This is a genomic window from Lentisalinibacter orientalis, assembly GCF_040706535.1.
GTDB lineage: Bacteria > Pseudomonadota > Gammaproteobacteria > Steroidobacterales > Woeseiaceae > Lentisalinibacter > Lentisalinibacter orientalis.
Window position 1 is genome coordinate 246,981 of sequence record NZ_JAPDRJ010000003.1, and the last position, 25,126, is coordinate 272,106.

28 protein-coding genes and 2 tRNA genes are annotated in these 25,126 nt (G+C 68.1%); 4 read left to right on the top strand and 26 right to left on the bottom strand.

From position 1 onward, the window contains the following. Positions 1-15: 15 nt before the first annotated feature. The 5 genes from ACJMK0_RS12670 to ACJMK0_RS12690 all read right to left on the bottom strand — a co-directional run bounded on the left by ACJMK0_RS12670 (position 16) and on the right by ACJMK0_RS12690 (position 5,144). The gene (locus ACJMK0_RS12670) at positions 16-1,365 is read right to left on the bottom strand and encodes an amidohydrolase family protein (protein ID WP_405238777.1); all 1,350 of its coding nucleotides are present in this window, start codon (positions 1,363-1,365) and stop codon (positions 16-18) included. Between the two features lie 56 nt (positions 1,366-1,421). Then, positions 1,422-2,792 carry an amidohydrolase gene (locus tag ACJMK0_RS12675; RefSeq protein ID WP_405238778.1) on the bottom strand — a complete coding sequence of 457 codons (1,371 nt, stop codon included), beginning with the start codon at positions 2,790-2,792 and terminating at the stop codon, positions 1,422-1,424. Between the two features lie 117 nt (positions 2,793-2,909). Then, a complete protein-coding gene (locus tag ACJMK0_RS12680; RefSeq protein WP_405238779.1) occupies positions 2,910-3,713 on the bottom strand; it encodes a crotonase/enoyl-CoA hydratase family protein in 804 nt (267 codons plus the stop codon). Continuing rightward, on the bottom strand, positions 3,710-4,546 hold the full coding sequence (locus tag ACJMK0_RS12685; protein ID WP_405239066.1) for a sulfite exporter TauE/SafE family protein: 837 nt from the start codon (positions 4,544-4,546) through the stop codon (positions 3,710-3,712). The genes ACJMK0_RS12680 and ACJMK0_RS12685 overlap by 4 nt, the downstream gene beginning before the upstream one ends. Positions 4,547-4,643: 97 nt before the next feature. Continuing rightward, positions 4,644-5,144, bottom strand: a complete 501-nt coding sequence (locus tag ACJMK0_RS12690) for a chalcone isomerase family protein (protein ID WP_405238780.1) — start codon at positions 5,142-5,144, stop codon at positions 4,644-4,646. 224 nt (positions 5,145-5,368) lie between these two features. Between ACJMK0_RS12690 and ACJMK0_RS12695 the strand changes: the two genes are divergently transcribed. Then, positions 5,369-6,229, top strand: a complete 861-nt coding sequence (locus ACJMK0_RS12695; RefSeq protein WP_405238781.1) for an acyl-CoA desaturase — start codon at positions 5,369-5,371, stop codon at positions 6,227-6,229. A gap of 109 nt (positions 6,230-6,338) precedes the next feature. Here ACJMK0_RS12695 and ACJMK0_RS12700 read toward each other — a convergent pair whose 3' ends face one another. The 9 genes from ACJMK0_RS12700 to ccmA are packed head-to-tail and all read right to left on the bottom strand — an operon-like array spanning position 6,339 to position 13,236. Continuing rightward, a complete protein-coding gene (locus ACJMK0_RS12700) occupies positions 6,339-7,493 on the bottom strand; it encodes a tetratricopeptide repeat protein (RefSeq protein ID WP_405238782.1) in 1,155 nt (384 codons plus the stop codon). A gap of 46 nt (positions 7,494-7,539) precedes the next feature. Continuing rightward, entirely contained in the window at positions 7,540-7,956 is a 417-nt protein-coding gene (locus tag ACJMK0_RS12705; protein ID WP_405238783.1) for a cytochrome c-type biogenesis protein, read from the bottom strand. Then, positions 7,953-8,516, bottom strand: a complete 564-nt coding sequence (locus ACJMK0_RS12710; protein WP_405238784.1) for a DsbE family thiol:disulfide interchange protein — start codon at positions 8,514-8,516, stop codon at positions 7,953-7,955. The genes ACJMK0_RS12705 and ACJMK0_RS12710 overlap by 4 nt, the downstream gene beginning before the upstream one ends. Next, positions 8,513-10,480: a heme lyase CcmF/NrfE family subunit gene (locus ACJMK0_RS12715; RefSeq protein ID WP_405238785.1), complete on the bottom strand. Its 1,968-nt coding sequence runs from the start codon at positions 10,478-10,480 to the stop codon at positions 8,513-8,515. Before ACJMK0_RS12715 ends, ACJMK0_RS12710 begins: the two co-directional genes overlap by 4 nt. After that, a complete protein-coding gene (ccmE, locus tag ACJMK0_RS12720; RefSeq protein ID WP_405238786.1) occupies positions 10,477-10,923 on the bottom strand; it encodes a cytochrome c maturation protein CcmE in 447 nt (148 codons plus the stop codon). Before ccmE ends, ACJMK0_RS12715 begins: the two co-directional genes overlap by 4 nt. Next, positions 10,923-11,084: a heme exporter protein CcmD gene (gene ccmD, locus ACJMK0_RS12725; RefSeq protein ID WP_405238787.1), complete on the bottom strand. Its 162-nt coding sequence runs from the start codon at positions 11,082-11,084 to the stop codon at positions 10,923-10,925. The genes ccmE and ccmD overlap by 1 nt, the downstream gene beginning before the upstream one ends. Further along, positions 11,081-11,863: a heme ABC transporter permease gene (locus ACJMK0_RS12730; protein WP_405238788.1), complete on the bottom strand. Its 783-nt coding sequence runs from the start codon at positions 11,861-11,863 to the stop codon at positions 11,081-11,083. Before ACJMK0_RS12730 ends, ccmD begins: the two co-directional genes overlap by 4 nt. 33 nt (positions 11,864-11,896) lie before the next feature. Then, entirely contained in the window at positions 11,897-12,598 is a 702-nt protein-coding gene (gene ccmB / locus ACJMK0_RS12735; protein WP_405238789.1) for a heme exporter protein CcmB, read from the bottom strand. Continuing rightward, entirely contained in the window at positions 12,595-13,236 is a 642-nt protein-coding gene (gene ccmA, locus ACJMK0_RS12740) for a cytochrome c biogenesis heme-transporting ATPase CcmA (RefSeq protein ID WP_405238790.1), read from the bottom strand. The genes ccmB and ccmA overlap by 4 nt, the downstream gene beginning before the upstream one ends. 342 nt (positions 13,237-13,578) lie before the next feature. Here ccmA and ACJMK0_RS12745 point away from each other — a divergent pair, with 342 nt between their 5' ends. Continuing rightward, positions 13,579-14,835, top strand: a complete 1,257-nt coding sequence (locus ACJMK0_RS12745; RefSeq protein WP_405238791.1) for an FHA domain-containing protein — start codon at positions 13,579-13,581, stop codon at positions 14,833-14,835. Positions 14,836-14,850: 15 nt separating this feature from the next. On the opposite strand, the gene ACJMK0_RS12750 is transcribed toward ACJMK0_RS12745, so the two are convergent. From ACJMK0_RS12750 to ACJMK0_RS12780, 7 genes are all read right to left on the bottom strand, one after another. After that, complete coding sequence (locus tag ACJMK0_RS12750) at positions 14,851-15,126, bottom strand: polyhydroxyalkanoic acid system family protein (RefSeq protein ID WP_405238792.1); 276 nt, start codon at positions 15,124-15,126, stop codon at positions 14,851-14,853. Positions 15,127-15,146: 20 nt separating this feature from the next. Then, positions 15,147-16,520 carry a WS/DGAT/MGAT family O-acyltransferase gene (locus ACJMK0_RS12755; protein ID WP_405238793.1) on the bottom strand — a complete coding sequence of 458 codons (1,374 nt, stop codon included), beginning with the start codon at positions 16,518-16,520 and terminating at the stop codon, positions 15,147-15,149. Positions 16,521-16,623: 103 nt separating this feature from the next. Then, positions 16,624-17,301, bottom strand: coding sequence for a tetratricopeptide repeat protein (locus ACJMK0_RS12760; RefSeq protein ID WP_405238794.1), 678 nt, complete (start codon positions 17,299-17,301; stop codon positions 16,624-16,626). Positions 17,302-17,311: 10 nt separating this feature from the next. After that, complete coding sequence (locus ACJMK0_RS12765) at positions 17,312-18,142, bottom strand: SDR family oxidoreductase (protein ID WP_405238795.1); 831 nt, start codon at positions 18,140-18,142, stop codon at positions 17,312-17,314. Further along, positions 18,139-18,819, bottom strand: coding sequence for a TenA family transcriptional regulator (locus ACJMK0_RS12770; protein ID WP_405238796.1), 681 nt, complete (start codon positions 18,817-18,819; stop codon positions 18,139-18,141). The genes ACJMK0_RS12765 and ACJMK0_RS12770 overlap by 4 nt, the downstream gene beginning before the upstream one ends. Further along, positions 18,816-20,360, bottom strand: coding sequence for an AMP-binding protein (locus tag ACJMK0_RS12775; RefSeq protein ID WP_405238797.1), 1,545 nt, complete (start codon positions 20,358-20,360; stop codon positions 18,816-18,818). The genes ACJMK0_RS12770 and ACJMK0_RS12775 overlap by 4 nt, the downstream gene beginning before the upstream one ends. Continuing rightward, complete coding sequence (locus tag ACJMK0_RS12780) at positions 20,357-20,950, bottom strand: thermostable hemolysin (RefSeq protein WP_405238798.1); 594 nt, start codon at positions 20,948-20,950, stop codon at positions 20,357-20,359. Before ACJMK0_RS12780 ends, ACJMK0_RS12775 begins: the two co-directional genes overlap by 4 nt. Positions 20,951-21,235: 285 nt before the next feature. Between ACJMK0_RS12780 and ACJMK0_RS12785 the strand changes: the two genes are divergently transcribed. Next, a complete protein-coding gene (locus ACJMK0_RS12785) occupies positions 21,236-21,730 on the top strand; it encodes a hypothetical protein (protein ID WP_405238799.1) in 495 nt (164 codons plus the stop codon). Here the strand turns inward: ACJMK0_RS12785 and ACJMK0_RS12790 are convergent. Then, complete coding sequence (locus ACJMK0_RS12790; protein WP_405238800.1) at positions 21,724-22,203, bottom strand: Crp/Fnr family transcriptional regulator; 480 nt, start codon at positions 22,201-22,203, stop codon at positions 21,724-21,726. The two genes, ACJMK0_RS12785 and ACJMK0_RS12790, sit on opposite strands and share 7 nt — an antisense overlap. Before the next feature lie 155 nt (positions 22,204-22,358). Here ACJMK0_RS12790 and ACJMK0_RS12795 point away from each other — a divergent pair, with 155 nt between their 5' ends. Continuing rightward, positions 22,359-23,024 carry a YceH family protein gene (locus ACJMK0_RS12795; RefSeq protein WP_405238801.1) on the top strand — a complete coding sequence of 222 codons (666 nt, stop codon included), beginning with the start codon at positions 22,359-22,361 and terminating at the stop codon, positions 23,022-23,024. Between the two features lie 84 nt (positions 23,025-23,108). On the opposite strand, the gene ACJMK0_RS12800 is transcribed toward ACJMK0_RS12795, so the two are convergent. The 4 genes from ACJMK0_RS12800 to ACJMK0_RS12815 all read right to left on the bottom strand — a co-directional run bounded on the left by ACJMK0_RS12800 (position 23,109) and on the right by ACJMK0_RS12815 (position 25,008). Next, positions 23,109-23,195 (bottom strand) — tRNA-Leu (locus ACJMK0_RS12800). A gap of 90 nt (positions 23,196-23,285) precedes the next feature. Continuing rightward, positions 23,286-23,606: a hypothetical protein gene (locus ACJMK0_RS12805; RefSeq protein WP_405238802.1), complete on the bottom strand. Its 321-nt coding sequence runs from the start codon at positions 23,604-23,606 to the stop codon at positions 23,286-23,288. A 125-nt stretch (positions 23,607-23,731) separates the two neighbouring features. Further along, positions 23,732-23,805, bottom strand: a tRNA-Cys gene (locus ACJMK0_RS12810). Positions 23,806-23,916: 111 nt separating this feature from the next. Further along, the gene (locus ACJMK0_RS12815; RefSeq protein ID WP_405238803.1) at positions 23,917-25,008 is read right to left on the bottom strand and encodes an AI-2E family transporter; all 1,092 of its coding nucleotides are present in this window, start codon (positions 25,006-25,008) and stop codon (positions 23,917-23,919) included. Between the last annotated feature and the right edge of the window lie 118 nt (positions 25,009-25,126).

A 25,126-nucleotide genomic window follows, 5' to 3' on the forward strand; every position in this document is an offset into this window, starting at 1 on the left:
ACGCACAGCGGTCCGTCAGAACTCCTCCCCGGTCCACGGCCTCACGTAGGCCGGCGGCAGGCCGCTGTCCGGCGCGCCGGCCGGATCACGGTACCGGTCGCGCAGCAGGGTCTGCCGGCTCCGCATGGGCACGGCCTCGCCGTCGATGAAGACCTGGTCGGGGAAGCTGGTGACTTCCAGCGGGTCGCCGTCCCAGACGACCAGGTCGGCGGTCAGGCCGGGCCGGATCGCGCCCAGTTCGTCGCCCAGGCCGAAGACCTCGGCCGGTGCCCGGGTGATGGCCCGCAGTCCCTCGTGCCAGGGTAGCCCGTGGGCCACCGCGTTGCCGGCCGCCTGGGTCATGTTGCGCGGGTTGTGGCTGTCGCCGGCCGAGAAAACGAGGGTGACCCCCGCCTCGTGCAGCCGCGCGGCGTTCTCCAGGGTGGCTTCCAGCCTATCGAAGTCGGCGGGCAGATTCGCGAGCGGATTCAGTATTACGGGCACGCCCGCGGCGGCGAGCTCGTCGGCCCGCATCCAGGCCTCGGACCCGCCCGAGATCACGAGGCGCAGGCCGTGTGCGCGGGCCAGCGCCAGCGCCGCGTCGATGTCGCTCGCCCGCTCGACGTTGACCACCAGCGGCAGGTCGCCCGCGAGCACGGGCTGCAGTGCCTCGAGGTCCTCCGCACTCACGCTGAGCGTGCGGCGCTCGCCCCGTGCATAAGCCTCGGCGTTGTCCGCGTATTCCGCCGCGTCACGCAGCGCGCTCTGCAGCCGCAGCAGGGCCTCCGCGCGGGAGCCGAACGCGACCGCGCCGCCGGCACTGCCGAGCCTCGCAAACAGGGCGACGCGTTCCCTCGTGACGGAATCCGGATGGCCCGACAGGGAGATGACGGTGCCCAGGCCGGAGATGACGCTGCTGCGTACGCCCGCCTCGTCCGGCGCGGAAGACGTGGGCGCGACCAGCGCCCGGGTGACACCCTCGATACGGTTGATCGCGATCAGCGTGGAGCGCGGATTGATGGCGGGCGCTACGGTGAAGGACGCCGTATAACGCTCACCCCGCTGCACGTGGTCCACCGTGGTGGATTCCAGGCTGATCTCCTCCACGCCCAGCACGCTGGCCGGATCGAACAGCCCGGGTGTAATCACCTTGCCGGCGGCGTCGATCCGCCGGGCCCCGGCCGGGATCTCGACGTCCGTACCCACGGCCGCAATACGCCCGTCCTCGATCAGCACCACGGCCGGCGAGAGCGTGCCTTCGGGGCCCATCGTGTGGACCGTCGCGCCGGTGATCGCGACCGGGATATTGCCATTCGAACGGCCATTCGACCCGTCACTCGACCCGCCGTCCGAACCGGTGGCCGAGGCGACGACAGGGGCGGACATGGCAGCCGCGAGGCAGAGTGCCGTTAGCAGGCGTCCTCTCCGATGATTCGTGCGAGTCATTCCGGGCCTCCTGTCCGCCGAGTGGTGCCGAGCGTGAAATCCGTGACCGGCTGGCGCCCGGGGTCCGTGCGGTCGTAGACCAGCGCGCCGTCGATGTAGACCTCGTCGGCCCGCGTATACACGCTGAACGGGTCGCCGCTCCAGATCACGACGTCCGCCATCTTGCCGGCCTCCAGCGTGCCGGTGACGTCGTCGACGCCGAGGGCGCGGGCCGCGTTGCGGGTGAGCCAGGTCATGGCCACCTCGGGCTCGACCGGGATGCCGGCCCGGTTGGCCGCTGCCATGGCCTTGGCGGCCTCCTGGTTCAGGCGCTGTATCCCCTCGTCGGAATCGGAATGGATAATCGCACAGCCGCCCGCCGCGTCCACCAGCGGACCGTTCTCCCGCACCGCGTCGTAGGCTTCCAGCTTGAAACCCCACCAGTCCGCCCACACGGCGGCGCAGGCATCGTGCTCGGCCAGCAGATCGGCGATCTTGTACGCCTCCACGGCGTGGTGGAAGGCGGTGACGCGGTAGCCGAACTCCTCCGCCACATCCAGCATGATCGCCATCTCGTCGGCGCGATAACAATGGTTGTGCACGAGTATCTCGCCCCGCAGCACACCGGCGAGCGTCTCCAGGCCCAGGTCCCGCGCCGGCGGCTCCCCGTCACCCGCTGCCGCTGCCTCCAGCTTCTCCAGATACGCGGCGGCCTCGATCCACGCCCTGCGATAACCCGCCACATTACCCATCCGGGTGGACGGCGCCTGGTTGCGTTCTCCGTACACCCCTTTCGGATTCTCGCCGCAGGCCATCTTCAGGCCGTGCGGAGCGTCCGGGAATTTCATCTGCTGGACCGTGCGGGAGGGGACGTTCTTTAGCGTGACGGTGCGCCCGCCGATCAGATTTGCCGAGCCGGGCAGGATCTGCAGCGTCGTGACGCCGCCCGCGAGTGCGGTGGCAAAGCCGGGGTCCTGGGGCCAGACCGCATGCTCCGCCCACACCTCGGCCGTCACCGGCGCGGTCATCTCGTTGCCATCCGAATGGGCGGCCAGGGCCGGCGAGGGATAGACACCGAGGTGGGAGTGCACGTCGATGAGGCCCGGGGTCACCCAGCGCCCCTCCGCTTCCACGACGCGGGCGCCCCGGGGCGCGTCGAGCCCGCTGCCGACTGCCGCCACCAGCCCGTCGCGCAGGACCACGTCGGCCTCTTCGAGCCGCTGGCCGGTCCCGGTCAGGACCGTGGCGCCGCGGATGAGCACCGGCCCGGCGGAAGGCGGTTCGTACGTGGAGTCGTAAGGCCGCGGCTGCGGGGCCTCGTCGGCGCCGCAGGCCGCGAGCAACAGGGCCGCACAGGCGGCCGAGAGCGTTTTCCAACCGGCTTGCATCGTTTTCCTCGGGGTCGGATGGGAGCGCCAGATCCTAACATGACGACGGCCCGGCACCGCCTTCCCCAACGACGGGTCCGGCGTGTCAGCGAGCGGAGCGGGCCGCCTTGACGGCTGTCAATCGGTCCCGGCTTCGGTATCTCCGTCGGCGGCAGCGCCGTGGCGACCGGCGCCGGCCGCGAAACGCCGGGCACCGGTCGAACTCTCGCCACTGTCCAGGGTGGCGCGGCCGAGGGCGAATTCCAGCGCCATCGCGCCGTCTTCATCCAGGCTCCATTGCCGCAGCGCGCTCAGGCGGTCGTTCCTGAGACAGGTCTGCGGCGCCGCGCCGAGCTCCCTGGCGAGCGCCATCGCCTCGCTGACGGCCTGACCGGGCCCCACCAGCCGATTGACCAGCCCGAAATCCGCCGCCTCCTCCGCGCCGACGCCGCGCCCGGTGAGGATCATGTCCAGCGCCCGGCTCTGGCCGATCAGGCGCGGCAGGCGCACCGTGCCGCCATCGATGAGAGGCACGCCGAAGCGCCGACAGAAGACGCCGAAGACGGCGTCGCGGCTGGCCACCCGCAGGTCGCACCAGAGCGCGAGCTCCAGTCCCCCGGCGACCGCATGGCCTTCCACCGCGGCGATCACCGGTTTCGTGAGTTGCAGGCGCGTCGGTCCCATGGGTCCCGGACCGTCCGCCGCCACCCGGTTGCCGGTGCCCGCGGCGAAGGCCTTCAGATCGGCGCCGGCGCAGAAGCAGCCGCCGGCCCCGGTCAGCACCGCCACCCGTGCCTCCGGATCCCGTTCGAACGCTTCGAAGGCGGCCAGCAAAGCGGCCGCCGTATCCCGATCGACGGCATTGCGATGGGCGGGTCGATTCAGGGTCACCAGCGTGACGTAGTCCTCTCGCTCCACCAGCACGCTCGAGTTTTCTGTCATGACGGCCACACCTCCATGCCGAGTCGAATTCCCGTGACGACCAGGAACACCCCGAACAGCCGGCTGAGCCACCGCCGGCTCAGCCGGTGCGCCACGGCGGCCCCCAGGGGCGCCATGAGGATGGTCGCCGGGATGATGAGCGCCACCGCCAGCAGGTTGACGTAGCCCAGGCTGAACGGCGGCCGGCCCGGCTCGTCCCAGCCTGCGAGCACATAGCCCACGGTGGCAGGCAGGCTGATCACGAACCCGAGCAGCGCCGCGGTGCCCACGGCACGGTGGATGGCCTGGTTGAACAGGCTCAGGGCGGTGACGCCGAAAGTACCGCCGCCGATACCCATCAGCGTGGACAAGGCGCCGATCGAAAACGGCAGGGAAAGCGCGGGACCGCCGCGGGGCACTCCGTCTCGCAGCACCACGTCGTCCAGCGGCAGCCACATCTTCACGCCGAAGATGACGGCCATGACGGCGAAGATGGCAGTGAGGGTATCGCTGTGCAGGCGATCGGCGATGAGCACGCCGGCACAGGCACCGAGGAAGACGGCGGGAGCCCAGCGACGCGCCAGTTCGACGTCGACCGATCCTCGCCGCCAATGGGCGCGGCTCGAGGACAGCGACGTCGGGATGATCGTGGCAAGCGAGGTCGCCACCGCGACGTGCATCGTCACCGCCCCGGCGGTATCGGTGGCGGCGAGGGCCACCAGCAGCGCGGGGACGATGATGATGCCGCCGCCGATGCCGAGCAGCCCGGCCAGGAAGCCGGCGACGATGCCGGCGGCGAGCACGGGCAATGCGAGTGTCAGAAGCTCGGGGCCCATTGCGGCCATCGTGTCCATCGCCTCCACGGGACTCCGTCGGGCTGTGCGCGGGAGTCACGGAGGATGCCCGAGGCCGGGCCTCATTGAAAGCGCCGAGCGCGTCGGCGCGCCCCGATCAGCTGCGCCCGGACTCCCCCAGCAGCGCGCGTCTGAGGTCGGCCGCCCGCGCCTCCGGATGCAGCCAGATGGACAGAAAGGCGGGTCCGAAGTCGGGCTCCGCCACCTCGCCGGTCTTCTCGCCGTTGTGATAGAAGACGGTACGCTCGTCGGGCAGCACGAGGCACGACAGCGTGTCGCCTTCCCGGACGTCGGGCAGCAGCTGCTGCAACCAGCCGAACCAGCGCGGCGGCGCCTCCACACCGAGGCGATCCCACTCCTCCCGGGCGATATCGATCAGCTTCGATGCGCTCACGTCGCGGTGGTAGTAGATCTCGAAGCGGGCCCGCTCGGTGTCCGTCCAGTCACTGAAGCGGCCGGTCTCGGTCGCGAAGGAGGCATGGTAGACGCGCAGGCCGAACCAGTTGTACTCGCCCTGGCCGACCACCTCGAGGCCGTCCGTTGCCGGCCCGTCCGACGCGTCGGCGTCGGCTACAGCCTGACCGGTCGCCAATACCATTGCCAATAACATTGCCGTAAAGATCAGGGGCAGCGACGCCAGCCCCGATAACACGCGCCGGCGCGCTTGCGCCGCCGCCGGGATTCGCCCGATTGCATCCATAGTGCCGGTCTCCTCGAAACCATGCGGTACCATGCCGCTTCCCTACGAGGATTCGACAAGGCGGCGACGGCGGATGCAACCACCCCGCCGGACCGGCGCAAAGACTGGCAGAGGAGAGAGCATTGACGGCTGCGCAGAAGCAGGCCCGCGCCGTACTGGTCGGCATGGGCATCTTCCACCTCGGCTGCCTGGGGGCGTTCTGGACTGGCGTCAGCCCGGCCGCGCTGACGGCGGCGCTGATCCTCTACCTCGTGCGCGGTTTCGGCATCACGGCCGGGTATCACCGGCTGCTGGCGCACCGGTCGTTTCGCGCCGGCCGGCCGGTGCAGTTCATGCTGGCTCTCGCAGGCAGTCTCGCCACCCAGGGCGGCCCGCTCTGGTGGGTGGCCCACCACCGCAGCCATCACCGCTACACCGAGACGGACCGGGACATCCACTCGCCGCGGACCCAGGGTTTCTGGCGCTCGCACATGGGCTGGATGCTGTCCGCCGAGAGCTTCCGCGAGAACGGGGCGAATGCCAGGGACCTCTACCGCGTGCCGGAGCTGAAATTCCTGCAACAGCACTATGTCTGGATCGTGCTCGGCCAGGGCGCCGCCATCTATGCCCTCGGCGCAGGACTGGCCGCGCTCGGCGTGGATACCTCCGGAGCGCAGATGCTCGTCTGGGCGTGGTTCATCGCCACCGTGGCCCTGTGGCACGCGACGTTCATGGTGAACTCGGTCTGCCACCTCTGGGGCAGCCGCCCGTTCGACGCCGGCGACACCAGCACCAATAACTGGCTGGTGGCCGCGCTGGCGCTCGGCGAGGGCTGGCACAACAACCACCACAAGTTCGCCTACTCGGCCCGCCACGGCCTCGAATGGTGGCAGTTCGACCTGACCTGGGTCCTGCTGCGGGGGATGGAGAGGCTGGGCCTGATCTCCGACGTCAGGCTGCCGCGGCGGCGCATGCTGGAACGCGCCCGCGCCGCGGCCGGCTGATCCGGCTGACCCACCTGACGGATCGGCCGTCAGTCGAGCGACAATTCGATCGACGACTGAGCGACGGTTGATAGGGGAAAGGCCGGCGATCTGCCGGCCGGAAAGCGTCCTAGCGGCCGACGACCTGGTCGATCACGAGCCGCGCCGTCTCGCCGCTGTCCATGCGGTAGGTGGTCTCGCCGATCAGGTCACCCTCGCTCTCGCTGATCGAGCCGCCTTTCGCGACCCGGGCCACCAGCTCGACTTCCTCCTGGGTGGAGATCTGTCGTCCCGCCATCATGGCATTGGCGTCGCTGAGCGTGATGGACAGCGGCAGATCGCCGGCCCGGAGGCGCACGGCCGCGATCGGCGGTCCGCCGACGCCCGGCGTACGCGCGAAGACGAACAGCGGCGCATCGGCGGGCGCCTGGGAGGCGAGTTCCGGGCTCAGCGTCACCTGCAGCGGGACCGTGCCCGGCGTGACGTCGGCGGCAGGGACCGGCGGCGCCGCAGGCTCGGGTTCGGGCTCGGGCTCTGGCTCGACAGCGGCGGCAGGCGCCGCTTCCTGCGACGGCATCTCTGCCGCGGCCGCCATCGGCGCCCCGGCATCGCCCTCCCCGGCACCCGCGGCGGCACGCAGCTCGCGAATATTGCTCTCGAGTATCTGACGCACGTCGTCCGGCGGCGCAGTATCCAGGATTTGCTCCCAGCGGTCCGCGGCGAGCAGCCGCTCGCCCCGGTTCGCCGCCGCCAGACCCGCATACCAAAGCGCCCGGGCATTGTTCGGCGCCAGCTGCAGCGCGTTCTCGAACAGCTGACCCGCACGTCCCGTGATGGCCGTGCTGTCGGCGAACAGGATGGCCTCGCCGAGATCGAGCATCACGGCCGGATCGTCGTCGGCCAGTTCGTAAGCGCGCTCGAAGGCCCGTGCCGCCTCCCGGTAACGTTCCTGCGCGCGATAGCTGCGGCCGAGGAATTTCCAGCCTTCGACGTCGTCCGGATTTTCCTCCAGGCTGGCGGCCAGCTCCGCGATGGCATCCTGTGCGTCGCTCGCGTGCGGATTGTCGTTCGTCCCCGCCGAGGCGAGGACGCTGTCGAAATCGTAATCGCTCAGGTACACATAGGTGCCCACCGAGGCACCCAGGAAGGCCACGGCGACTACGGCCGCGAACCCGGCGGAACTGCCGTTGCTGCCCTCGCTGCCCTTGCGCAGCACCAGGTAGAGGGGGGCCGCTGCAACCAGCGCCATCAGGCCGGCTATGGCCCAGAAGATCGTCGTTGTCATAAGTTCACCGGGCCGGGGACCGGCCGCTCTGTCTAGCTTTCATCGTCTAGCTTTCATCGTCGATGGGGAGGCTGGTGCGCCGCTGGATCACCCGGAACAGCACGAACCCGGCAACGAGCAGCAGCAGGACGGGAGCGCCCCACAGCAAGGCCGTGCGTTGGTCGAGCGGCGGCCGGTACAGCACAAACTCGCCGTAGCGGTCGGTGAGGAAGACCAGAATCTCGTCGTTCGACTTGCCCTCGGAGATCATCTCGCGGATCTCCCGGCGGAGATCTTCGGCCAGCATCGCGTTCGAGTCCTTGATGGACTGATTCTGGCAAGTGGCGCAGCGGATCTCGTCGATGAGCTCCTCGTAGCGGGCCTGCGTGGCCGGATCCTCGAAGGCCGGGCCTTTGTCGATGGCGAAAGCCGACACCGTCAGCGCCATGAGGAGCGCCAACCAACCTGTTTTGAGCAATTTCACGAACCTGATTTCCTGGCCTCGGATGTCCCGGTCTCGGTTTTCCTCGCCTCGGCGATCCGCGGCTCGAATTCCTCGCGCCACACCTGCGGGGTCAGCGGGCTCACGTGTTTGTAGATTACGCGCCCCTCCCGGTCGAGCAGGAAAGTCTCCGGCGCGCCGTAGACCCCCCAGTCGATGCCCACCCGGCCGTCGCCGTCGAAGGCATTGGCCGTATACGGGTTGCCCAGATCGCGCAGCCAGCGCAGTGCTGCCGGCCGCTCGTCCCGCCAGTTCAGCCCGTAGATGGGGATGGTACCGGAACGCGCAAGGGCCATCAGGAAATTATGCTCCTGACGGCAGGCTACGCACCAACTCGCCCAGACGTTGACCAGCGCCACCTCGCCGCGGATGTCCGTGTCGGACACGGTCTCCTCCGGGTTGCTGAGTTCCGGCAGGGTGAAGGTCGGCGAATCCCGCCCGATCAGCGGCGAGGGCAGCTCGCCCGGGTCCTTGCCGAGACCCGCCATCAGGGCGATCAGCAGCCCCAGGAATACGGCAATGGGTAGGATGTAGCGAATCATGTTGCCGCCCTGCCCTCCGCGGCCGCCTCCATTGCCCGCCGCTCGGCCGCCGGCACCCGGTAGCGACGATCGGTCATGGCTACTATGCCGCCGAGCGCCATCACGGCACAGCCGAACCAGATCCAGCGGATCAGGGGCTTGTACTGGATGCGGACGCTCCAGGCGCCGTTGCCCAGCGAATCACCCAACGCGACGAACAGGTCCCGGTGCCACCCGGCGTCGATACTCGCCTCGGTCATGGGGCTCTGGCGCACCCGGTACACCCGCTTCTGGGGGGTGAGAACGGTGACGAGTTCGCCGTCACGGCGCACCTCGAACTCCGCCTCCATAGCGTCGTAGTTGGGGCCCTGCACCTCGCGCAGTCCGCGCATGGTGAAGTCGTAACCCGCCACCTGGATGGTCTCACCCGGGCTCGCCCGCATGTCGACTTCCTTGCCGTAGGACATCACCGCAACGACGCCGATGATGAACATGCCGACGCCGAGGTGGGCCAGCTGCATGCCCGTCACGCTGCGGCTCTGCCGGGGGCCGGACCGCTTGCCGAAGAAGCGCATCAGCGGATCCCAGACGGCGGTGAAGCCGACGAAGATGGCCGCGAGCATGCCCGTGAAGATCAGCGGCGTGATACGGCCGTAGATCAGCCAGGGAACGAACAGGGCCAGCGGCACGGCGATGGCCAGCGGTACGCGCACCTGCCGCCAGATGGCCATCTTGTCGCCGCTGCGCCAGGCGGTATTCATGCCGATGCCGATCAGCAGCGCCAGCGGCAGCATCGGGATGATGAAGGCCAGGTCGAAGAACGGCGGTCCCACCGAGATCTTGCCGAGGCCGAGGCCGTCCAGGAACAGCGGATAAAGCGTACCCAGCAGCACCAGCGTGGCCGTGATCACGAGCAGCACGTTGTTCAGCAGCAGGAAGGTCTCCCGGGACAGGGGCTTGAAGCCGGCGTCGGAATCCATCTTCGGTGCCCGCCAGGCGTACAGCGCGAGCGCCGAGCCCACCACGATGGCGAGGAATGCCAGGATGAAGGCGCCGCGGGTCGGGTCGCTGGCGAATGCGTGCACGGAGACCAGCACGCCGGAGCGTACGAGGAACGTGCCGAGCAGGCTGAGCGAGAAAGCGGTGATCGCGAGCAGCAGCGTCCAGCTCTTGAACAGGCCGCGTTTCTCCGTGACCGCCAGCGAGTGAATCAGGGCCGTGCCGACCAGCCAGGGCATGAACGAGGCGTTCTCCACCGGATCCCAGAACCACCAGCCGCCCCAGCCGAGTTCGTAGTAGGCCCACCAGCTGCCCAGCGCGATGCCGATGGTGAGGAACATCCAGGCGGCGGTCGTCCAGGGCCGCGTCCAGCGCGCCCAGTCCCGGTCGAGTTTTCCTTCCAGCATGGCCGCCACGGCGAAGGCGAATGCCACCGCGAAGCCGACGTAGCCGATGTAGAGCATCGGGGGATGGATGACGAGCGCCGGATCCTGCAGCAGCGGATTGAGGTCCGCGCCGTCGGGGGCCGCCGGCACCAGCCGCTCGAACGGGTTCGAGGTAAAGAGCGTAAAGGCGTAGAAGCCGACGCTCAGCAGGCCCATCACGCCGATGACCCGGGCGCCGAAGCGTTGCGGCATGTGGCGCGACGAATAGGCCACGGCGACGGTCCAGGCCGCCATCGCCAGCGTCCACAGCAACAGGGATCCCTCGTGCGCACCCCATACCGCGGCGATGCGGTAGCCGATCGGCAGCATGGAGTTCGAGTTGTTGGCGACGTACAGAACCGAGAAGTCGTTCTGTATGAAAGCCCACGTCAGGCACAGGAAGGAGACCCCCATGAAGCCGAACTGCGCCGCCGCGGCCGGGCGGGCGACCGCCGTCCATTGCGTCTTGCCGAGCTGCGCGCCGACCAGCGGCACGACGCCCTGGACCAGTGCGAGCGTCAGGGCGAGGATGAGCGCGAATTGTCCTATTTCCGGGATCATGGCTTGGTCCGCTCCGGGAAGTGGCCGCTGCGCTTCAGCGAATCGGCGACCTCCGGCGGCATATAGTTCTCGTCATGCTTCGCCAGGATCTTGTCCGCCTGGAAGACGCCGTCTTCCCCGAGGCGTCCATGTGCGATCACGCCCTGGCCCTCGCGGAACAGATCCGGCAGCACCCCGTTATAGCGCACGCCGAGGGAGTTCTGATAATCAGTGATGGTGAACTCCACGTCCATGCTGCCCGAGGCCCGTTCGATGGTGCCTTCCTGCACCATGCCGCCGACCCGGTAGGTCCGCGTCTCGGGCACGTTGCCCGCTGCCACCTGGTCGAGCTCGATGTAGAACATCATGTTCTCCCGGAAGGCGGTCAGGCTCAGGGCCGTGGCAATAGCGAGCCCGGTCACGGCCAGCCCGACGGCCAGCATCCGCTGTCGGCGAGGGGTCATCAGTCTTCCTCCATTGCTTGGATTCTGCGGGCCACGTTCAGCCTGGCGGCTGCGTGGCGGCGTCTTGCCGCGGTCACGTTAAAAACGAGAATGATTGCGGTTAAGGCGAAGGAACTCCATACGTACCCGCCGTAACCGCCCATGGCCAGGAATTCGGTCATCTCTGCAACTCCCCTGCCGGGATACTTTCCCCGACCGCGTTATCGCCGAGAAGTTCACGCTTGACCCAGCGGGAATGGCGCTCGCGCTCGAGCACCTCGGCCCGGGCCCGGGTCAGCAGCACCGCGGCGAAGAACAGGGTGAAGCCGATGATCATGATCAGGAGCGGCGTCAGCATGTTGCCGGTGATCGACGGCTGGTCGAACTTGGCCAGCGTGGCGCCCTGATGCAGGGAACTCCACCACTCCACCGAGTAATGGATGATCGGCACATTGATCACGCCCACGATCGCCAGCACGGCGCTGGCCCGGTCGGCCTTGTTCGTGTCGTCGATGGAGGCACGCAGGGCCATGTAGCCGAGATAGAGGAACAGGAGGATGAGCTCGGAAGTGAGCCGTGCGTCGCCCCACTCCCACCAGGTACCCCACATGGGCCGGCCCCAGATGGAGCCGGTCGCCAGCGCGAGGAAGGTGAACGAGGCACCGATGGGCGCGCACGCCGCTGCCACCGCGTGGGCGAGCTTCATGCGCCAGATCAGGCCGATGGCCGCGCCGGTGGCCATGACCACATAGGCCATGAGCGAGAGATAGGCGGACGGCACGTGCACGTAGATGATGCGGAAGCCGTCACCCTGCTGATAGTCCGCAGGGGCCAGCACCAGGCCCTTGAACGTGCCGACGACCAGGGCGATGGCGGCCAGTACGCCGAACCAGGGGGCGAGCTTGCCGGCGATCCGGTAGAAGTGGGGCGGCGAGCCCAGCTTATGAAACCAAGTCCACATGAGTCCTGTCCTGCTCCTGTCTGCCTGTGCGCGTCAGTCCGCGCTGATCCTCAGCGCTGCCGAAGCCGCGAAGGGTGAAAACGTCATTGTCAGCATGGTGAGTGCCGCGAGAAGGTAGAGCGATCCCCCCGTCGTCTCTCCGTCAGCCGAGAGACTCACGGCTCTCGCACCAAAAATCAATACGGGCATGACCAGCGGCAGCACCAACAGACTCAGGAGCGAATTGGCCTGGCGCAGCCCCACCGTCAGGGCGGCTCCCACCGAGCCGATCAGGCTGAGACTCAGGGTGCCCAGCACGAGCGAACCGGCAAGGATCGGGAGCGACTCCTCCGGTATGAAGAAGGCGACACCGGCCACCGGCGATATGACCACGAGGGGCAACCCGGTCACAAGCCACTGCGCCGCGATTTTTCCGAGGACAAGAACAGACACAGGCTGACCCGATAACAGCAGCTGCTCCAGCGTGCCGTCCTCCCGGTCCTGGCGGAACAGCGAGCCCAGCGACATCAGGGATGCGAGCAGCGCCGCCACCCACAGCACGCCCGGCCCGAACTTCATCAGGAGCTGCTTGTCGGGGCTGACCGCCAGCGGGAACAGGCTCACCACGATCGCGAAGAAGATGAGCGGCGTGGCCATGTCGCCGGGCCGCCGGAATGCGAGCCGCAGCTCCCTGGCGACGATCGTCAGCCAGACATCCCACAGTCCCGCGGGCTCGGGTCGGCTATGCGGTGTCATGACTTCCTCCCGAGTTCGAGTTGCGCGAGCTCGACCCGCTCGACCTCGACCGCTTCGTGGGCCACCAGGACACAGACGCCGCCGCCGATCACGTGTTCCGAGATCAGCTGCTTCACCAGGGCCTTGCCGGCCACGTCCAGGTTGGTCAATGGCTCGTCCATCAGCCACAGACGCGCCTCGCTCAGCAGCAGGTTCGCCAGCGAGGCGCGCCGGCGCTGCCCCGCCGAGAGCCGGCCTGCCTGTATCTCGGACAGCCGCCCGATCTGCAGCTTGTCCATGACCCCGGCCACGGCGGAGGCATCGCGGCCGAAGCGAAGCCGCCGGTGCATCGACAGGTTCTCGCGCAGCGTCAGGTCGTCTTTCAGCGCCGGCCGGTGGCCGCACCAGGCGAGATCCTGGGCATATTCCTGCCGCACGCTCTCGATGCGGTGCCCGCACCAGTACACCTGACCGTCCTCTGCCAGCGTCAGCCCGGCGAGCGTGCGCAGCAACGTCGTCTTGCCGCTGCCGTTCGGGCCGACCACGTGCAGGGCCTCACCGGGACCCACTTCCAGGTCCAGACGTTTGAACAGACACCGGTCGCCGCGGAACAGGGTGAGCCCGTGAGCTTTCAGATGGGGGGCACCGAGTTCAGCCACGGGCAGCCTCCCGCCGGCAGCGGCAACCTGAGGGCTGCCGATGGCCGTTGATGTACCGGCCAGATAAAATCATTATTTTCAGCATTTTAACTAGGGTTTTTAAATCTGAATCTCAGAACGGCCATCGAAGTGTCATTCTGCGCCTGTATACCGGGTGTCAAAGCGTTTACATAAGTTCAGTGTCTGTCGTAAACTGGACGGCCCGCTGCGGCGGGCAGGAGTCCGTAGAAGACGTCACCCGACCAACAACAAAGACGGCAACGTCGGCTTCCAAGCCTTCCGGGGTTTTCAAAGCTTCGAATGAACAGTCGCATACCTGGTCTCGAGCGTGAGCCTTTCGGCATGGACGGTAATTCCCCCGTCTATATCGAAACGCCTCCCATGCGCGACGCCCTTGCGATGATGCACGAAGTCTACCGTGATCCGAAGGGGCTCGGCACGCTCAGCGGCCTGGCCGGAAGCGGTCGACGGACCGTGCTGGAGCAGTTCGCATCCCGGCTCCGGCGCGAGGACGTCTCCGCAGTGGTCGTGGATGGTAACGGAATGGACCGGCTTGCGCTGTTGCGGACAGTGCTTAGTGAGATTGGTTACGAACTCGATACCGTTGCCCCGGACGATCTGTCCAGCATGCTGCGGGTCTTCCTGATTCACCAGTGCCACGCCGGCCAGCCCGTCTTCCTCGGTTTCGTGAACGTCAGCGGCATGCACCCCTCGGCGCTCGAGGAGATCTGCCGGCTCGCCCAGATCACCGCCGCGAACGAGGCGGCTGCCAGACTGGTGCTCGCCTGCGACGATCGCCTGGAGCAGATCATCCGCGCCCCGGCCATGGGACCCGTGCGCGAGCGCATTACCGCCGGCTGCCGCCTGCGCCCCCTCGATCTGATCGAAACCGACGACTACATCGTGCGGCATCTGCGCGCGGCCGGTGCGAGCACCCACACCGAATACCTCACCGACGGGGCCATCGCTCTGCTCTGGCGCGCCAGTGGCGGGCTGCCGGGCGAGATCGAGTCCCTCACCCTGGACGTGCTCCTCGGCGGCAGGCTGCCGGCGGACAAGGAAGAAGTGCGCGAGGCACTCGGGCTCGACGACATAGCGGCGGTATCTCCGGCCGTCGGCGACACCGCCCACGCCACCCGGTCCGAGCCGCCCACCCGTCTGGTGGTGTCGCGGGACGGCGAGATCGTCAGCGACAGGCACTGGCCGGCCGGCCGGGTCCTGATCGGCCGCGACGCCCATAACGACGTCACCCTGCCGAGCCGCTACATCAGCCGGCATCACGCGCTGATCGTGGTGGAAGACGGACGCGCCTGGATCGCCGACCTGAAGAGCATGAACGGCACCTACGTGAACTCGCGGCGGGTCTCGCAGAAGGCGCTGCAGCACGACGACGTCATCTCCATCGGCAATCACCGGGTCAAGTACCTGAATCCGGCCGCCCGCTACGGGGACGCCGCGGAAGAACCGGGACTCGCAGATACCGCCATCATGCGCAGCCTGCAGGAAGTGCGCCACCTGTTTGCCGTGGACGAAGCGGGCGACGACACGGTGCTGCAGGATGCGGGCGAGACAGGCACCGCGGGCGACAAGGCCGGCTGACCGCTCCACTGCCGATCAACGGAATTCCGCCTCGATGAGGCGGTCGATCTCACGCTCGATGTCCTGACGGAAGAACATCAGCGACAGTCCCACCGAAGCGTCGATCACGATATCGTCCTCGTGCACGTCGATATGGCCGCTCAGCGCCGGACGCTCGAAACTGAGTCGGTCGTCCTGCCAGCGGATGCGCACGCCGTATTCCGAAGCCAGCTCGTTGGCGATGCGATTGACCGCGGCGACGGCCTCGTCGTGGCTGAGCCGGTGTCTGCGCCGTATCCGGATGCTGGGCATGGTTCGGGGCGCGTGACGGCTCAGGCGCTGACCGCGGCCGCGCTTTCGAGTTCGTCGAAGGCGGCTGTGATGCCCTCCGCGATACGCGCGGGGTCCGGGATGGCCCGGCGGCCGGTCAACACGCCGAAATGGAGGTTGCCGGCGTAGCTGTAGATGGTCACGTTCATGGACATGCCGGGCGGTATGGTGGAGATGGGGTAACTGGCCGTCAGCCGCGCGCCGCGGATGTAACGCGGCTCGGTGCCGCCGATGACGTTGGAGACCAGCACGTTGCCGAGCGGCGGGAAACGTTCGGACAGGTGTGCGAGATCGCCGATATGCATCAGCGTCTGCACCAGGATGGTATAGGCCTCGGCGGCCTCGACGCCCATCTCGGCATACTCGTGCTTGACGCTGCCGGCGTGCTCGTGGATCTCCTGCAGCCGGGCGAGCGGATCGGATTCGTCCGAGGCCAGTTCCAGCAGCGCGATGGTCACCTGATTGCCGCTGCCGCCCTCGTCGCTGCGCACGGAGATCGGCATCTGCGCCACCAGCGGCTTGTCGGGATGCTCGTCGCGCTCGTCGAGATAGCGCCTGAGCGCGGTGTCGCAGAGGGCGAGTATCACGTCGTTGACGGTCACGCCCTGCTCTTTCGCCAGCGACCTGGTCCGCTCGAGCGGGACGCTGCACACGCCGAAGGCGCGGGCGGCCGTCAGTGGCTGATTGAAGGCCGTGCGCGGCGCCGTGAAAGGCACGGGCAGGTCGCCGCCGCCGCCGAGGAGCCGCCAGCCGTGCCGCAGTGCGAGCTGACTGAGCTGCGGCCCCACCATGGCGAGTCGGCCGAAGGTCTTCGCCGAGCCGAACAGCGTCTCGACGATACCCTTGCGCACGGCCTCGTGTTCGCGGCTGTGCTCGGCATTCGCCCACATCGGCGCCACGTCCTCGTCGGGCGTCTTCGACAGGCTCGCCATCGAACGCCGGGACATGCTGATGCCGTCCATGTAGGCGTGATGGATCTTGGCATAGACGCCGAAGCGGCCGCCTTCGAGCCCCTCGATGACGTAGACCTCCCACAGCGGCGCGTTACGGTCGAGCAGGCGGCCGTGCAGCTGTGCCACCCGGTCCAGCAGGTCCTGTTCCCGGCCCGGCGCCGGCAGCGCCTCGTGGAGGATGTGATCGGCCAGGTCCATGTCCGGATCGACCACCCAGCGCGGCCGGCCCGCCAGCGGGACTTTCAGCTTCTGGTTGAACGGCTCCACCGGCTCGCTGGCCAGCATCTCCGCCACCAGGCTGCGCACGAAGTCCTCCGGCGCATCCGGCGGCAGCTCGAAGACCTGCAGGCCGCCCACGTGACGCGGGCTGTCCTTGGTCTCGAGCAAGAGCAGCATGTAGTCGAGGAGTGACAGCTGCGACATGGCCACCTCGGCGCCGGTTCTCTGTTCAACCGGCGTCGAGGATAACGCGCGATCCCTGCCCCGTCACGTTGCCGTCACCTTGCCGTCACGGACGGCGGCAAGCTCAGCCGGCCTTCTCCTCGACCCTGGCGAGCAGCTCCCGGATCTCCTCGCGCCGGCCCTGATCGGCGAGCGTGCGATCCGGCCGCGCCGGCGCCTCCAGCGCGTGCTCGAGCGCGCGCCGCGCCGCATCGTAGTCCTTCTCCTCGTACAGGAATTCGCCATAGAAATAGTTCGGGTCGATCCCGTCCGGGTTCATGGCGATGGCCTTCTCCAGATATTCCCTCGCCCGGTCCCTGTCGCCGAAGCCGATGAAGCCGCCGGGCACCTTGTAGTACAGCGCGCCGAGACTGGTGTAGACGGAACCCTGGAGGACGGTCGGGTCCAGCTTCTCCGCGGCATGCAGCGCATCCCGGGACTTCTTCGCCAGGCTCATGGCGCCGAACGGTCCTTTCACGCCGGCGTAGGTGCTGAGCACGATGCCCTGCCATACCAGTGGCTCGGCCCGGTCCGGGTGGGCCGCGACCAGCGCGGCCGCGTCCTCGGCGAGGGCCTCGAACGCGTCCTTCTGCTCGCCTCCTTCCAGCTGATAATTGGCCTCCGCCCAGCGTTGCTGGATCTCCCGCAGACCCTGCTCCATGTCTGCCGCCCGGGCCAGGCCCGCGCCCGTCAGGCCGAACGCGAGCATCGCGCCGGTCAGCATGATCCGGGCAGTCGCCCGGCTCCGTATCGTCCGTATCATTTCGTTCACCTCATTGGCTGTGGGTACGTGGACGGAGGTAGGCCTCCACCACCGGTCTCTGCCTGCCGAGCGCACCGTCGACGAGGCGGGGTGCGACCGCATTCAGTTTCACGAACAGGCGCTCGGGCCAGCCGATGAATTGTTCCGGCCGGGAACCGGCCAGCAACGCCATCGCCCGCCGGGCCACCCGCTCCGGGGGATCCATGGCCACCCCCAGTTCCTCGTTCATGCGGCAGGCGGCATCACCGTTCATCGCGGTGCGGGTGGCGCGCGGAGCGAGGTAGAGCACCTCGAGAGCGGTACCGGCGCACTCCCGGCGCAGCGCTTCGGTGAACCCGTGCAGCCCGAATTTCGTCGTGGAATAGACCGCCTGGCCGGGCATGCCGATGGAGCCCAGCACCGAGCCGACGTTCAGCAGCCAGGCCGCCGGCCGTGCCAGGAGATGGGACAGCAGGGTCCGCGTCAGTAGCATGGGCGCCAGCAGATTGGTCTGCACCAGAGCCTCGATGTCCGCCGCGCTCTGGTCGCCGAAGCGGGATAGCGCATTCACGCCCGCATTGTTGATCAGCACATCGATGCCGCCCTCGAAGCCGCGGGCCCGCCGCGCGAGGCGCTCTCGGGCGGTGGCGTCGGTGATGTCGCCAGGCTCGGTCAGGATGGCGGTCCGGCGCTCGGCTGCCCGGGTTTGCTCCTGCAGTTCCGCGGCCAGCGCTTCGAGCTTCGCCGCGTCCCGTGCGCTCAGTAGCAGGTGGGTTCCGGCCCGGGCGAGTTCGGCGGCCAGCGCCGCGCCGATGCCGCCGGTGGCGCCGGTGAGGAGCACACGTCGTCCGGCGAGATTCACGCCACGGCCCTCTCGGTGGCGCTCCCCGCGGCCGGCAACGAACGGAAGATCCCGGCATAGAGGAGGAAGAAGCGGCGCGCGCAGTGACGGACCGCCCGGCGATCCTCCTCGCGCTCCAGCCGGTTCAGCAGACCTGCGAGGAACTTCACGTGCTCCTGATCCACCTCGCCGTGGGAGATGAGGTAGGAGAAGGCACCCTCGGGGAGCCCGAGGCTACGGCCGATGGAGCCTGCAGCCTGTCCCGCGATGGCGATGCTGGTGCCTTCCAGCACGTAGACCATACCGAAGAAGCCCACCGGATTGCCCCGCCCGATCGTGTCCCACGCGTAGCTCACCATCTGCTCGGTCGCGAACCCCGGCGTGCCGTGGCGCACCGCTTCCGGATCGCCGCCGGCCGCGGCGATGTCGTTCAGGATCCACTCCTGGTGGCCGTACTCGTCGTTGATGTAATGGACGATGGCGCCGCGCAGCCACTCGTAGTCGTCGCCGAGACGGCTGCCGCAGGCCATCAGCAGGGGCACCGTACACTTCACGTGGTGATAGGCCTCGGTGAGGAACGCCAGGTACTGCGCCAGGGTCACACGGCCCTCGAGGGCGTCGTGGATGATCGGCGAGCCGAGCAGGTATTCGCGCTCGGCGGCGGTGTGGTCGGCCAGGGCCTGGAAGAAATCGGTCATGCGTTGATCACCTTCTTGTCGGGCGCGGTGGCGCCGTGGATCAGATCGGTCAGCCGGCCGCCGTAGCGCCGGATGAGTGCGTCCCGGCGGAGCCGACCGTTGGCGGTCAGCTCGCCCGTGTCCGTTCGGAACGGTGCGTCGGCCGGCACCCACGCCGATACGCGTGCGTAATCGGGCAGCCGGCGATTCGCGGCGTCGATCGCCGCCTGCACGCCCTCGGCTCCCACCGGAACGGCGGGCACGATGACGGCGGCATTGCGGGGCAGCGCTTCGCCCCAGACCAGCGCCTGCGCGATCGCGGGCTCGTGCACCAGTTCGCTCTCCACCCACTCGGGCGACACGTTGCGGCCGAATGCCGTGATGAACAGGTTCTTCTTGCGGCCCTGCACGTGCAGGAAGCCCTGGTCGTCCAGCCGGCCAAGGTCTCCGGTGGCAATCTCGCCGGTGGGGACGTCGCTGCCGGCGATGCCGGCGTCTTCGCGCACCGGCGCATCCAGATAGCCCTGCATCACCGCGCCCGCCACCAGGATTTCGCCGTCGGGCGCGATCCTGACCCGCGCATGGGGCAGCGGCCGTCCCGCGCTGCCGGGGCGGCTGTCGCCGGGGGTGTTCAGCGACACCACGGAATGACACTCGGAGAGGCCGTAACCCTCGTAGGCGGGCAGTCCGTGTGCGTGGGCCTGCTCCAGTTCGGCCGGCGCCACGCGACCGCCGCCCACCGCGGCGAAGCGCAGGGGGCAGTCGGTCCAGGGGTCGAGATCGGCGGTCCGGTTCAGCGCGGCCAGCATCTGCGGCAGCAGGATCACGCTCTCGGCGCCGCTCTCGCCGATGGCGCGGCGCAGGAGCAGCGGAACGAGACCGCTGGAGCCGCTGAGGCCCACCCGCTCCAGCGCCGGCGCATGGATGGCGGCGCCGAGCAGCAGCGGCACGTAAACCCCCGCGATATTCTCGAGCAGCGTCGCCAGCGGCATGACGCAGAGGTGGCGCCGTACCCCGACCTCCCGCAGGCGGCCGGCCAGGCTCGATGCCACGGCCTCCATTCCATCCTGGCCGAGGCACACACCGCGGGGACTGCCGGTGCTGCCCGAGGTATAGGTCACCTTGGCGATGTCGGTGCGGCCGTTCAGGGCGGTGTCCCGACGGATGGAACGGCGCAGCAGTGTCAGGCCGCCCGCCCCGGCCAGGGGCCGTCGCCGGAAGCCGTGCCCGTCGTCGGCAAAGGCCGCGCCGCCGGCGGCGAGGACCGCATCGACGCCGGCGTCGGTCAGCAGGTGGTCCAGCTGGGTCCGCGTGAAGAACAGTGGTACGGGGACGGCCGTGATGCCGGCCGCCACCATCGCGAGATCGGCGACGATCCAGTCCGGGCCGTTGTCGGCCATCAGGGCGCACCGCCGGACGCGCGCCGCCCGCAACTGGGAGGCGAGCGCCGTCACCCGGGCCTCCAGCGCGGCATAGCCCAGCACGCCGGCCTCCGCTACCACGGCAGCCGCGAGCGGGCGCTCGGCCGCATGGCGGCGCAGCGCGGTGAGCACCACGCTCATGCGCCGGCCTCCCTGATGCGGCACGCGGCGTCGACGGGATTGCACCTGAACCCTGTCGGGCGCTGCAGGTCGCCGACGATCACCCGCGGGTCGTGACGGTAATAATTGCCCCATGCGTCCTGGCGGCCGGCCACGCAGGATTCCCTCGCGGGCGCCAGCTCGCAGCCGGCAAGACCGGCCTTCGCCAGCAGCGAGCGCACGGGCCCGGTGGCGGTGAAGCATACCCAGCCGAAGCCCTGCTGCAGGAGGAACGGCACCAGCTCTCGAAAAAGCGGCACCACCACCTGCCGGCTCTCGACAGCCAGTTGCCCGATCTCCACCACCGCGATTCGCGGCACGGGATGGCCTGCGACGGCCGCGATGGCTTCCTCCACGGGCCGCGAGAGATAGTCCTCGAGGTAGAGTCGTTCCCGCGACGCCGGTCTCAGCCCGATGACGCCGCGGGCGCCGTCGCCGCGGCAGGTCACCCGCAGCAACCAGGGCATGAACTCCTCCACCCGGGCGCCGAAGTGAAGGGCGTAGCAATCCCTGATCTCCGCCTCCAGCGCCCTCCTGCCGGGACTGGAAGGGCCCACCAGGTCGAGGCTCACGCCAGAGCACCGCGGCGCGCCGGGCATCGGCGGCAAACCGTCTCGCATGTCGGTAAGGGGGTGGGTCTGTGTCTTCACGCGGCCTCCTATGCCAGTCGCATCCGTCGGCGTGGTGCCGCCGGCTCGGACCGTTAGAGGCCGCGGCGGAGACAAATCCTTCGCACTTTTCGCAAGCTGCTGTCGCCGCTCGGGTTTTCCGCCCACCGCAACCCACTGCGGCGGGCTCCCGCCTGCAGTAAACTGCGTCCTCGGCTCCGGACGTCCCCGACCCAGGGAGGAACACTGATGACGACAGCGAAACGCATCGCCGGCCTCGCCCGCGTGCTGGCTCTCGCACTGCCGGCGGCGGCTGCGATGGCGGCCCCCCAGCCGTGGATGCGCAGCGACAACCCTCAGGGCCTGTACGTGCTGCTGTCCGTCGGGGAGGAATGCGCGATACGGCGTACGGAGGCGGACCTGGCCGTGCAGACGGCATTCACCCGTCTCGCGGTGCCGCGGGCTTCCGGCTGGGCTCCCGGCGAGCTGTTCCTGACGGCAGAGGTGGATTGCACCCAGACCACGAATTACCCGGACATCTATCTCTACGTCACCCGGGTGGGCTTCGCCGTGAACTACCAGGAGCAGCCGACCTACATGATGCAGTACGTCAGGGCCCGGTATGAGAGCTTCGGCATCGACAGCCTCGACAACATCGACCGGATCCTCACGCAGAGCGTCGAGGCGGCGCTGACGGACTACAAGGCGGCCAACGCCGAACCCGGCGCCGGCGAGACTCAGTAGCGCCCGTGTTGCTTGAAGATGTAATTGCTGAGTTCGATGAACTCGTAGTTCATCCGGCTGAGGGTCTTGTGCGCCGAGCGCACGATGGCGCGCATCACCTTGTAGACGATGCCCGGATGATCCTCCACGAGGCCCTCGAAAACATCCCGCTTCAGGCTGAATACCCGGCTGTCGCAGAGCGCGCGCAGGCCCACGGTATGCGGGGCCCCGTCGATGAAACTGAGCTCCCCGGCCAGTTCGCCGTCACGCAGGATGCCCAGCGTGGCCGTCTCGCCGGCGCCGGCCTGCTTCACCACCTCGAGCTTGCCCTCCAGCAGCACGTGCAGCGAGTCGTCGGTGGCGCCCTCGGTCGTGAGATACTCGCCGTCCCCGAGACTGCGCATCTGCATCAGCGAGGCGAGCGTCGTGGCCTCCTCGTCCGTCAGCTCGGTACCCAGCGATGAGTCGAGGATCAGTCTGGCGGCGTTCTCCATCTTTTTTCCTTGCTTGTCCGGTACGCCCGGGGATGATACGTAATGCGTCGGCGTCTGCGCAGACCCGTACACGGTCGCACAGGCATGCAACCACAGATCACGCCGGGCGCCTATCCGCGTAAACCGCGACCGGCCGCCGGGAGGAACCCGCCACCATGGAAGCCCTTTTCGACACCGTCGAGGCCCGCGTCATCGGCGCCCTGATCGAGAAAGAGATCACGACGCCGGATCACTACCCCCTGTCGCTGAATGCGCTGACGAACGCCTGCAACCAGAAGAGCAACCGGGACCCGGTGATGAATCTCACCGAGACCGAGGTGCAGGAAGCGCTGGATTCGCTGCATCGGAAACACCTGGTGCTGGACCGCAGCGGCTTCGGCAGCCGGGTGGTGAAGTTCAAGCAGCGGTTCTGCAATACCGAGTTCAGCGATCTGCACTTCACGCCCGGCGAGACGGCCATCGTCTGCCTGCTGCTCCTGCGAGGGCCCCAGACACCCGGCGAACTGCGTTCCCGGAGCGGACGGCTGCATACTTTTTCGAGTCTGGGCGAGGTCCAGCAGTGCCTGGAGTCCCTCGCCGGTCGTGAGGAGGGTCCCCTCGTCACCACCCTGCCCCGGGAACCTGGCCGACGCGAGATCCGCTGGGCTCACCTGTTCTGCGGGGAACCCGTGTCTGCAGGGACAGCCGCGCCGGTCGACGCGCCCGCTCCGGCCACGAAGAAGGCGGATGCCACGCTGGAGAGGATCGAGGCGCTGGAGAAACAGGTGGCCGATCTGGTGGAGCGGCTGACGCGGCTCGAGGGTCGGGGCCGGGAGGAGTGAAGGTCCGTGTACGCTGGCGGTCGGTAACGACTGGCGCGAGAATCTATCTGAGAAATATACTATAAATTACGGTTTTTATTAGTTTGGTGCCCGGAGCCGGACTCGAACCGGCACGTCCTTGCGGACAGCGGATTTTAAGTCCGCAGCGTCTACCAATTCCGCCACCCGGGCGCACCGGCACAAAGCAAAGGCCCGGCCTGCAAGTGGGCGACGGGCGCGCGAAACCTTACCAGGGAGGCCCGGAGCCGGCGAACAGCAATTTCAGCCGCCGCCGACTGGATTCTGCCCGTCCTCGTAGACCGGCCTGCGCTGAATTTCCTCTGTAGCCCTCCGCCCGTGTTCCGCGGCGCCGTCCCAGGCTTCCTTGGTGGCACATACCTTTTCGGAGAAGCGCGTCCCGGTCTTCACGATTTCCTTGCAGATCAGCTGCGGCTCGTCAGCCGCACCGCCTGCGGCCCGGGTCTCGCCGGCTGCGGCGCTGTCCGTCTGTGCGACCACGGCCGGGTCACCACCATTGTTCGCGGCACAACCCGCCATCAGGAACAGGGTCCCCAGTACCGATGCCAATAGTCTGATAGTCATCTCGTCCCCTCCCCGATCCAGAAGCAAGATACAAGGCCTGCACCGTTTTGGGACATGCTAGCCGAGGCCGGGTCAGGTGGCAATCGGGCGCGGGACTTTCGGATGCATGGAAGTGGGTGGTGGGATGGAGGCTAGGGTCGGAATCGAACCGGCGTACACGGCTTTGCAGGCCGCTGCATAACCACTCTGCCACCTAGCCATCGTTTGTCCACGGCCCCGGCGGCGCCGGGGACCCGGACCATACCACACAAGGCCCCGCACGGGCACCGGTTTCTCGGGCCGCGAAGGACCCCGGACCACACCCCCGATATTAGGAAATCTCGGCCTCCGCGTGAACACCCTCCACCGGCTCCTCCTCCTCGAGGACATGCTGGGCGTCGCGTCCCGAGCCGAGCAGCACCGCCACCCAGCGGGTGTCGTCGTTGGCCTCCAGACCGATCTTCAGCGTCATGGTGAGCGGCACCGAGAGCAGCATGCCCACCGGGCCGAACACCCAGCCCCAGAACACGATGGAGAGCAGCACCACCAGCGGCGAGATGCCGACGCCGTAGCCCATCATCCGCGGCTCGATGACGTTGGCGTAGAGCACGTTGATGATCAGGTAGCCGATGGCGATGCCCACCGCGGGCCCGAGGCCGAACTGGAGCAGCGCCAGCAGCACGGCGGGTATGGCGGCGATGATCGAGCCGATCACGGGGATGTAGTTCAGCAGGAAGGCCAGCAGCCCCCACAGCAGCGGGAAGTCGAGGCCCACGGCCCAGGTCAGGAGCCAGGCCGAGATGCCCGTGGCCAGGCTGACCAGCGTCTTGATGCCGAGATAGCGCCCGAGGTTGACCAGGAAGTCCCGGAACGCCGCCATGTGCTCCTCGCCCCGGCCGAAGGCGGCCGTGATCTTCACCGGGAAGGTGGAGGCCTCCAGCAGGATGAAGGTCATCGTGAGGAAGATGAGGAGCGTGTTGGTGAGGACGTCCCTCAGCGCGTTCAGCGTATTGGCGGCCATGCCCATGGCCCAGCCGGGATCGATCATGTCGCCCAGGCTCTCGATGGGCTGATCGCTGTCCACTCGCGCCGCGACGAATTTCAGGAACCCGTCCATCATCGCGTCCAGGCGGGCCTGGTAGGTGGGCAGAGCGGCCGTGAACTCGGCGATGGAGGTGCCCACGATCACGCCGAACACGGCGAGGATGAGCATCATCACGACGACGATCAGCAGCACCGCCACCACGCCGGGGATGCGCTGTCGCTGCATGAACAGCAACGGGCGGACGCTCACGAGCGACAGAAACACCGCCAGCAGGAACGGCACGAGCAGCACCTTCGCCGCCTGCATGGCGAAGATGATGATGATGACCGCTGCCACGCTGATCAGCGTGGTCCGGCCTCTGACCAGCGGTTCACTCACAAGCGTGCCTGCCGCGATGCCCTCTGTACCGACCTGCGCCGAAGTTGCCCGAGCGGGCGGGCTGCCGACCTACCGTTGGCCTAGTGTGCCCGCGGCTCCCGGTCGCCGCAATGCGCCA

Coding starts and splice junctions, on each gene's coding strand:
- ACJMK0_RS12670 (WP_405238777.1), bottom strand. CDS start 1,365: ATGTCCGCCCCTGTCGTCGCCTCGGCCACCGGTTCGGACGGCGGGTCG.
- ACJMK0_RS12675 (WP_405238778.1), bottom strand. CDS start 2,792: ATGCAAGCCGGTTGGAAAACGCTCTCGGCCGCCTGTGCGGCCCTGTTG.
- ACJMK0_RS12680 (WP_405238779.1), bottom strand. CDS start 3,713: ATGACAGAAAACTCGAGCGTGCTGGTGGAGCGAGAGGACTACGTCACG.
- ACJMK0_RS12685 (WP_405239066.1), bottom strand. CDS start 4,546: ATGGACACGATGGCCGCAATGGGCCCCGAGCTTCTGACACTCGCATTG.
- ACJMK0_RS12690 (WP_405238780.1), bottom strand. CDS start 5,144: ATGGTATTGGCGACCGGTCAGGCTGTAGCCGACGCCGACGCGTCGGAC.
- ACJMK0_RS12700 (WP_405238782.1), bottom strand. CDS start 7,493: ATGACAACGACGATCTTCTGGGCCATAGCCGGCCTGATGGCGCTGGTT.
- ACJMK0_RS12710 (WP_405238784.1), bottom strand. CDS start 8,516: ATGATTCGCTACATCCTACCCATTGCCGTATTCCTGGGGCTGCTGATC.
- ACJMK0_RS12715 (WP_405238785.1), bottom strand. CDS start 10,480: ATGATCCCGGAAATAGGACAATTCGCGCTCATCCTCGCCCTGACGCTC.
- ccmE (WP_405238786.1), bottom strand. CDS start 10,923: ATGACCCCTCGCCGACAGCGGATGCTGGCCGTCGGGCTGGCCGTGACC.
- ccmD (WP_405238787.1), bottom strand. CDS start 11,084: ATGACCGAATTCCTGGCCATGGGCGGTTACGGCGGGTACGTATGGAGT.
- ACJMK0_RS12730 (WP_405238788.1), bottom strand. CDS start 11,863: ATGTGGACTTGGTTTCATAAGCTGGGCTCGCCGCCCCACTTCTACCGG.
- ccmB (WP_405238789.1), bottom strand. CDS start 12,598: ATGACACCGCATAGCCGACCCGAGCCCGCGGGACTGTGGGATGTCTGG.
- ACJMK0_RS12745 (WP_405238791.1), top strand. CDS start 13,579: ATGGACGGTAATTCCCCCGTCTATATCGAAACGCCTCCCATGCGCGAC.
- ACJMK0_RS12750 (WP_405238792.1), bottom strand. CDS start 15,126: ATGCCCAGCATCCGGATACGGCGCAGACACCGGCTCAGCCACGACGAG.
- ACJMK0_RS12755 (WP_405238793.1), bottom strand. CDS start 16,520: ATGTCGCAGCTGTCACTCCTCGACTACATGCTGCTCTTGCTCGAGACC.
- ACJMK0_RS12760 (WP_405238794.1), bottom strand. CDS start 17,301: ATGATACGGACGATACGGAGCCGGGCGACTGCCCGGATCATGCTGACC.
- ACJMK0_RS12770 (WP_405238796.1), bottom strand. CDS start 18,819: ATGACCGATTTCTTCCAGGCCCTGGCCGACCACACCGCCGCCGAGCGC.
- ACJMK0_RS12775 (WP_405238797.1), bottom strand. CDS start 20,360: ATGAGCGTGGTGCTCACCGCGCTGCGCCGCCATGCGGCCGAGCGCCCG.
- ACJMK0_RS12785 (WP_405238799.1), top strand. CDS start 21,236: ATGACGACAGCGAAACGCATCGCCGGCCTCGCCCGCGTGCTGGCTCTC.
- ACJMK0_RS12790 (WP_405238800.1), bottom strand. CDS start 22,203: ATGGAGAACGCCGCCAGACTGATCCTCGACTCATCGCTGGGTACCGAG.
- ACJMK0_RS12795 (WP_405238801.1), top strand. CDS start 22,359: ATGGAAGCCCTTTTCGACACCGTCGAGGCCCGCGTCATCGGCGCCCTG.
- ACJMK0_RS12805 (WP_405238802.1), bottom strand. CDS start 23,606: ATGACTATCAGACTATTGGCATCGGTACTGGGGACCCTGTTCCTGATG.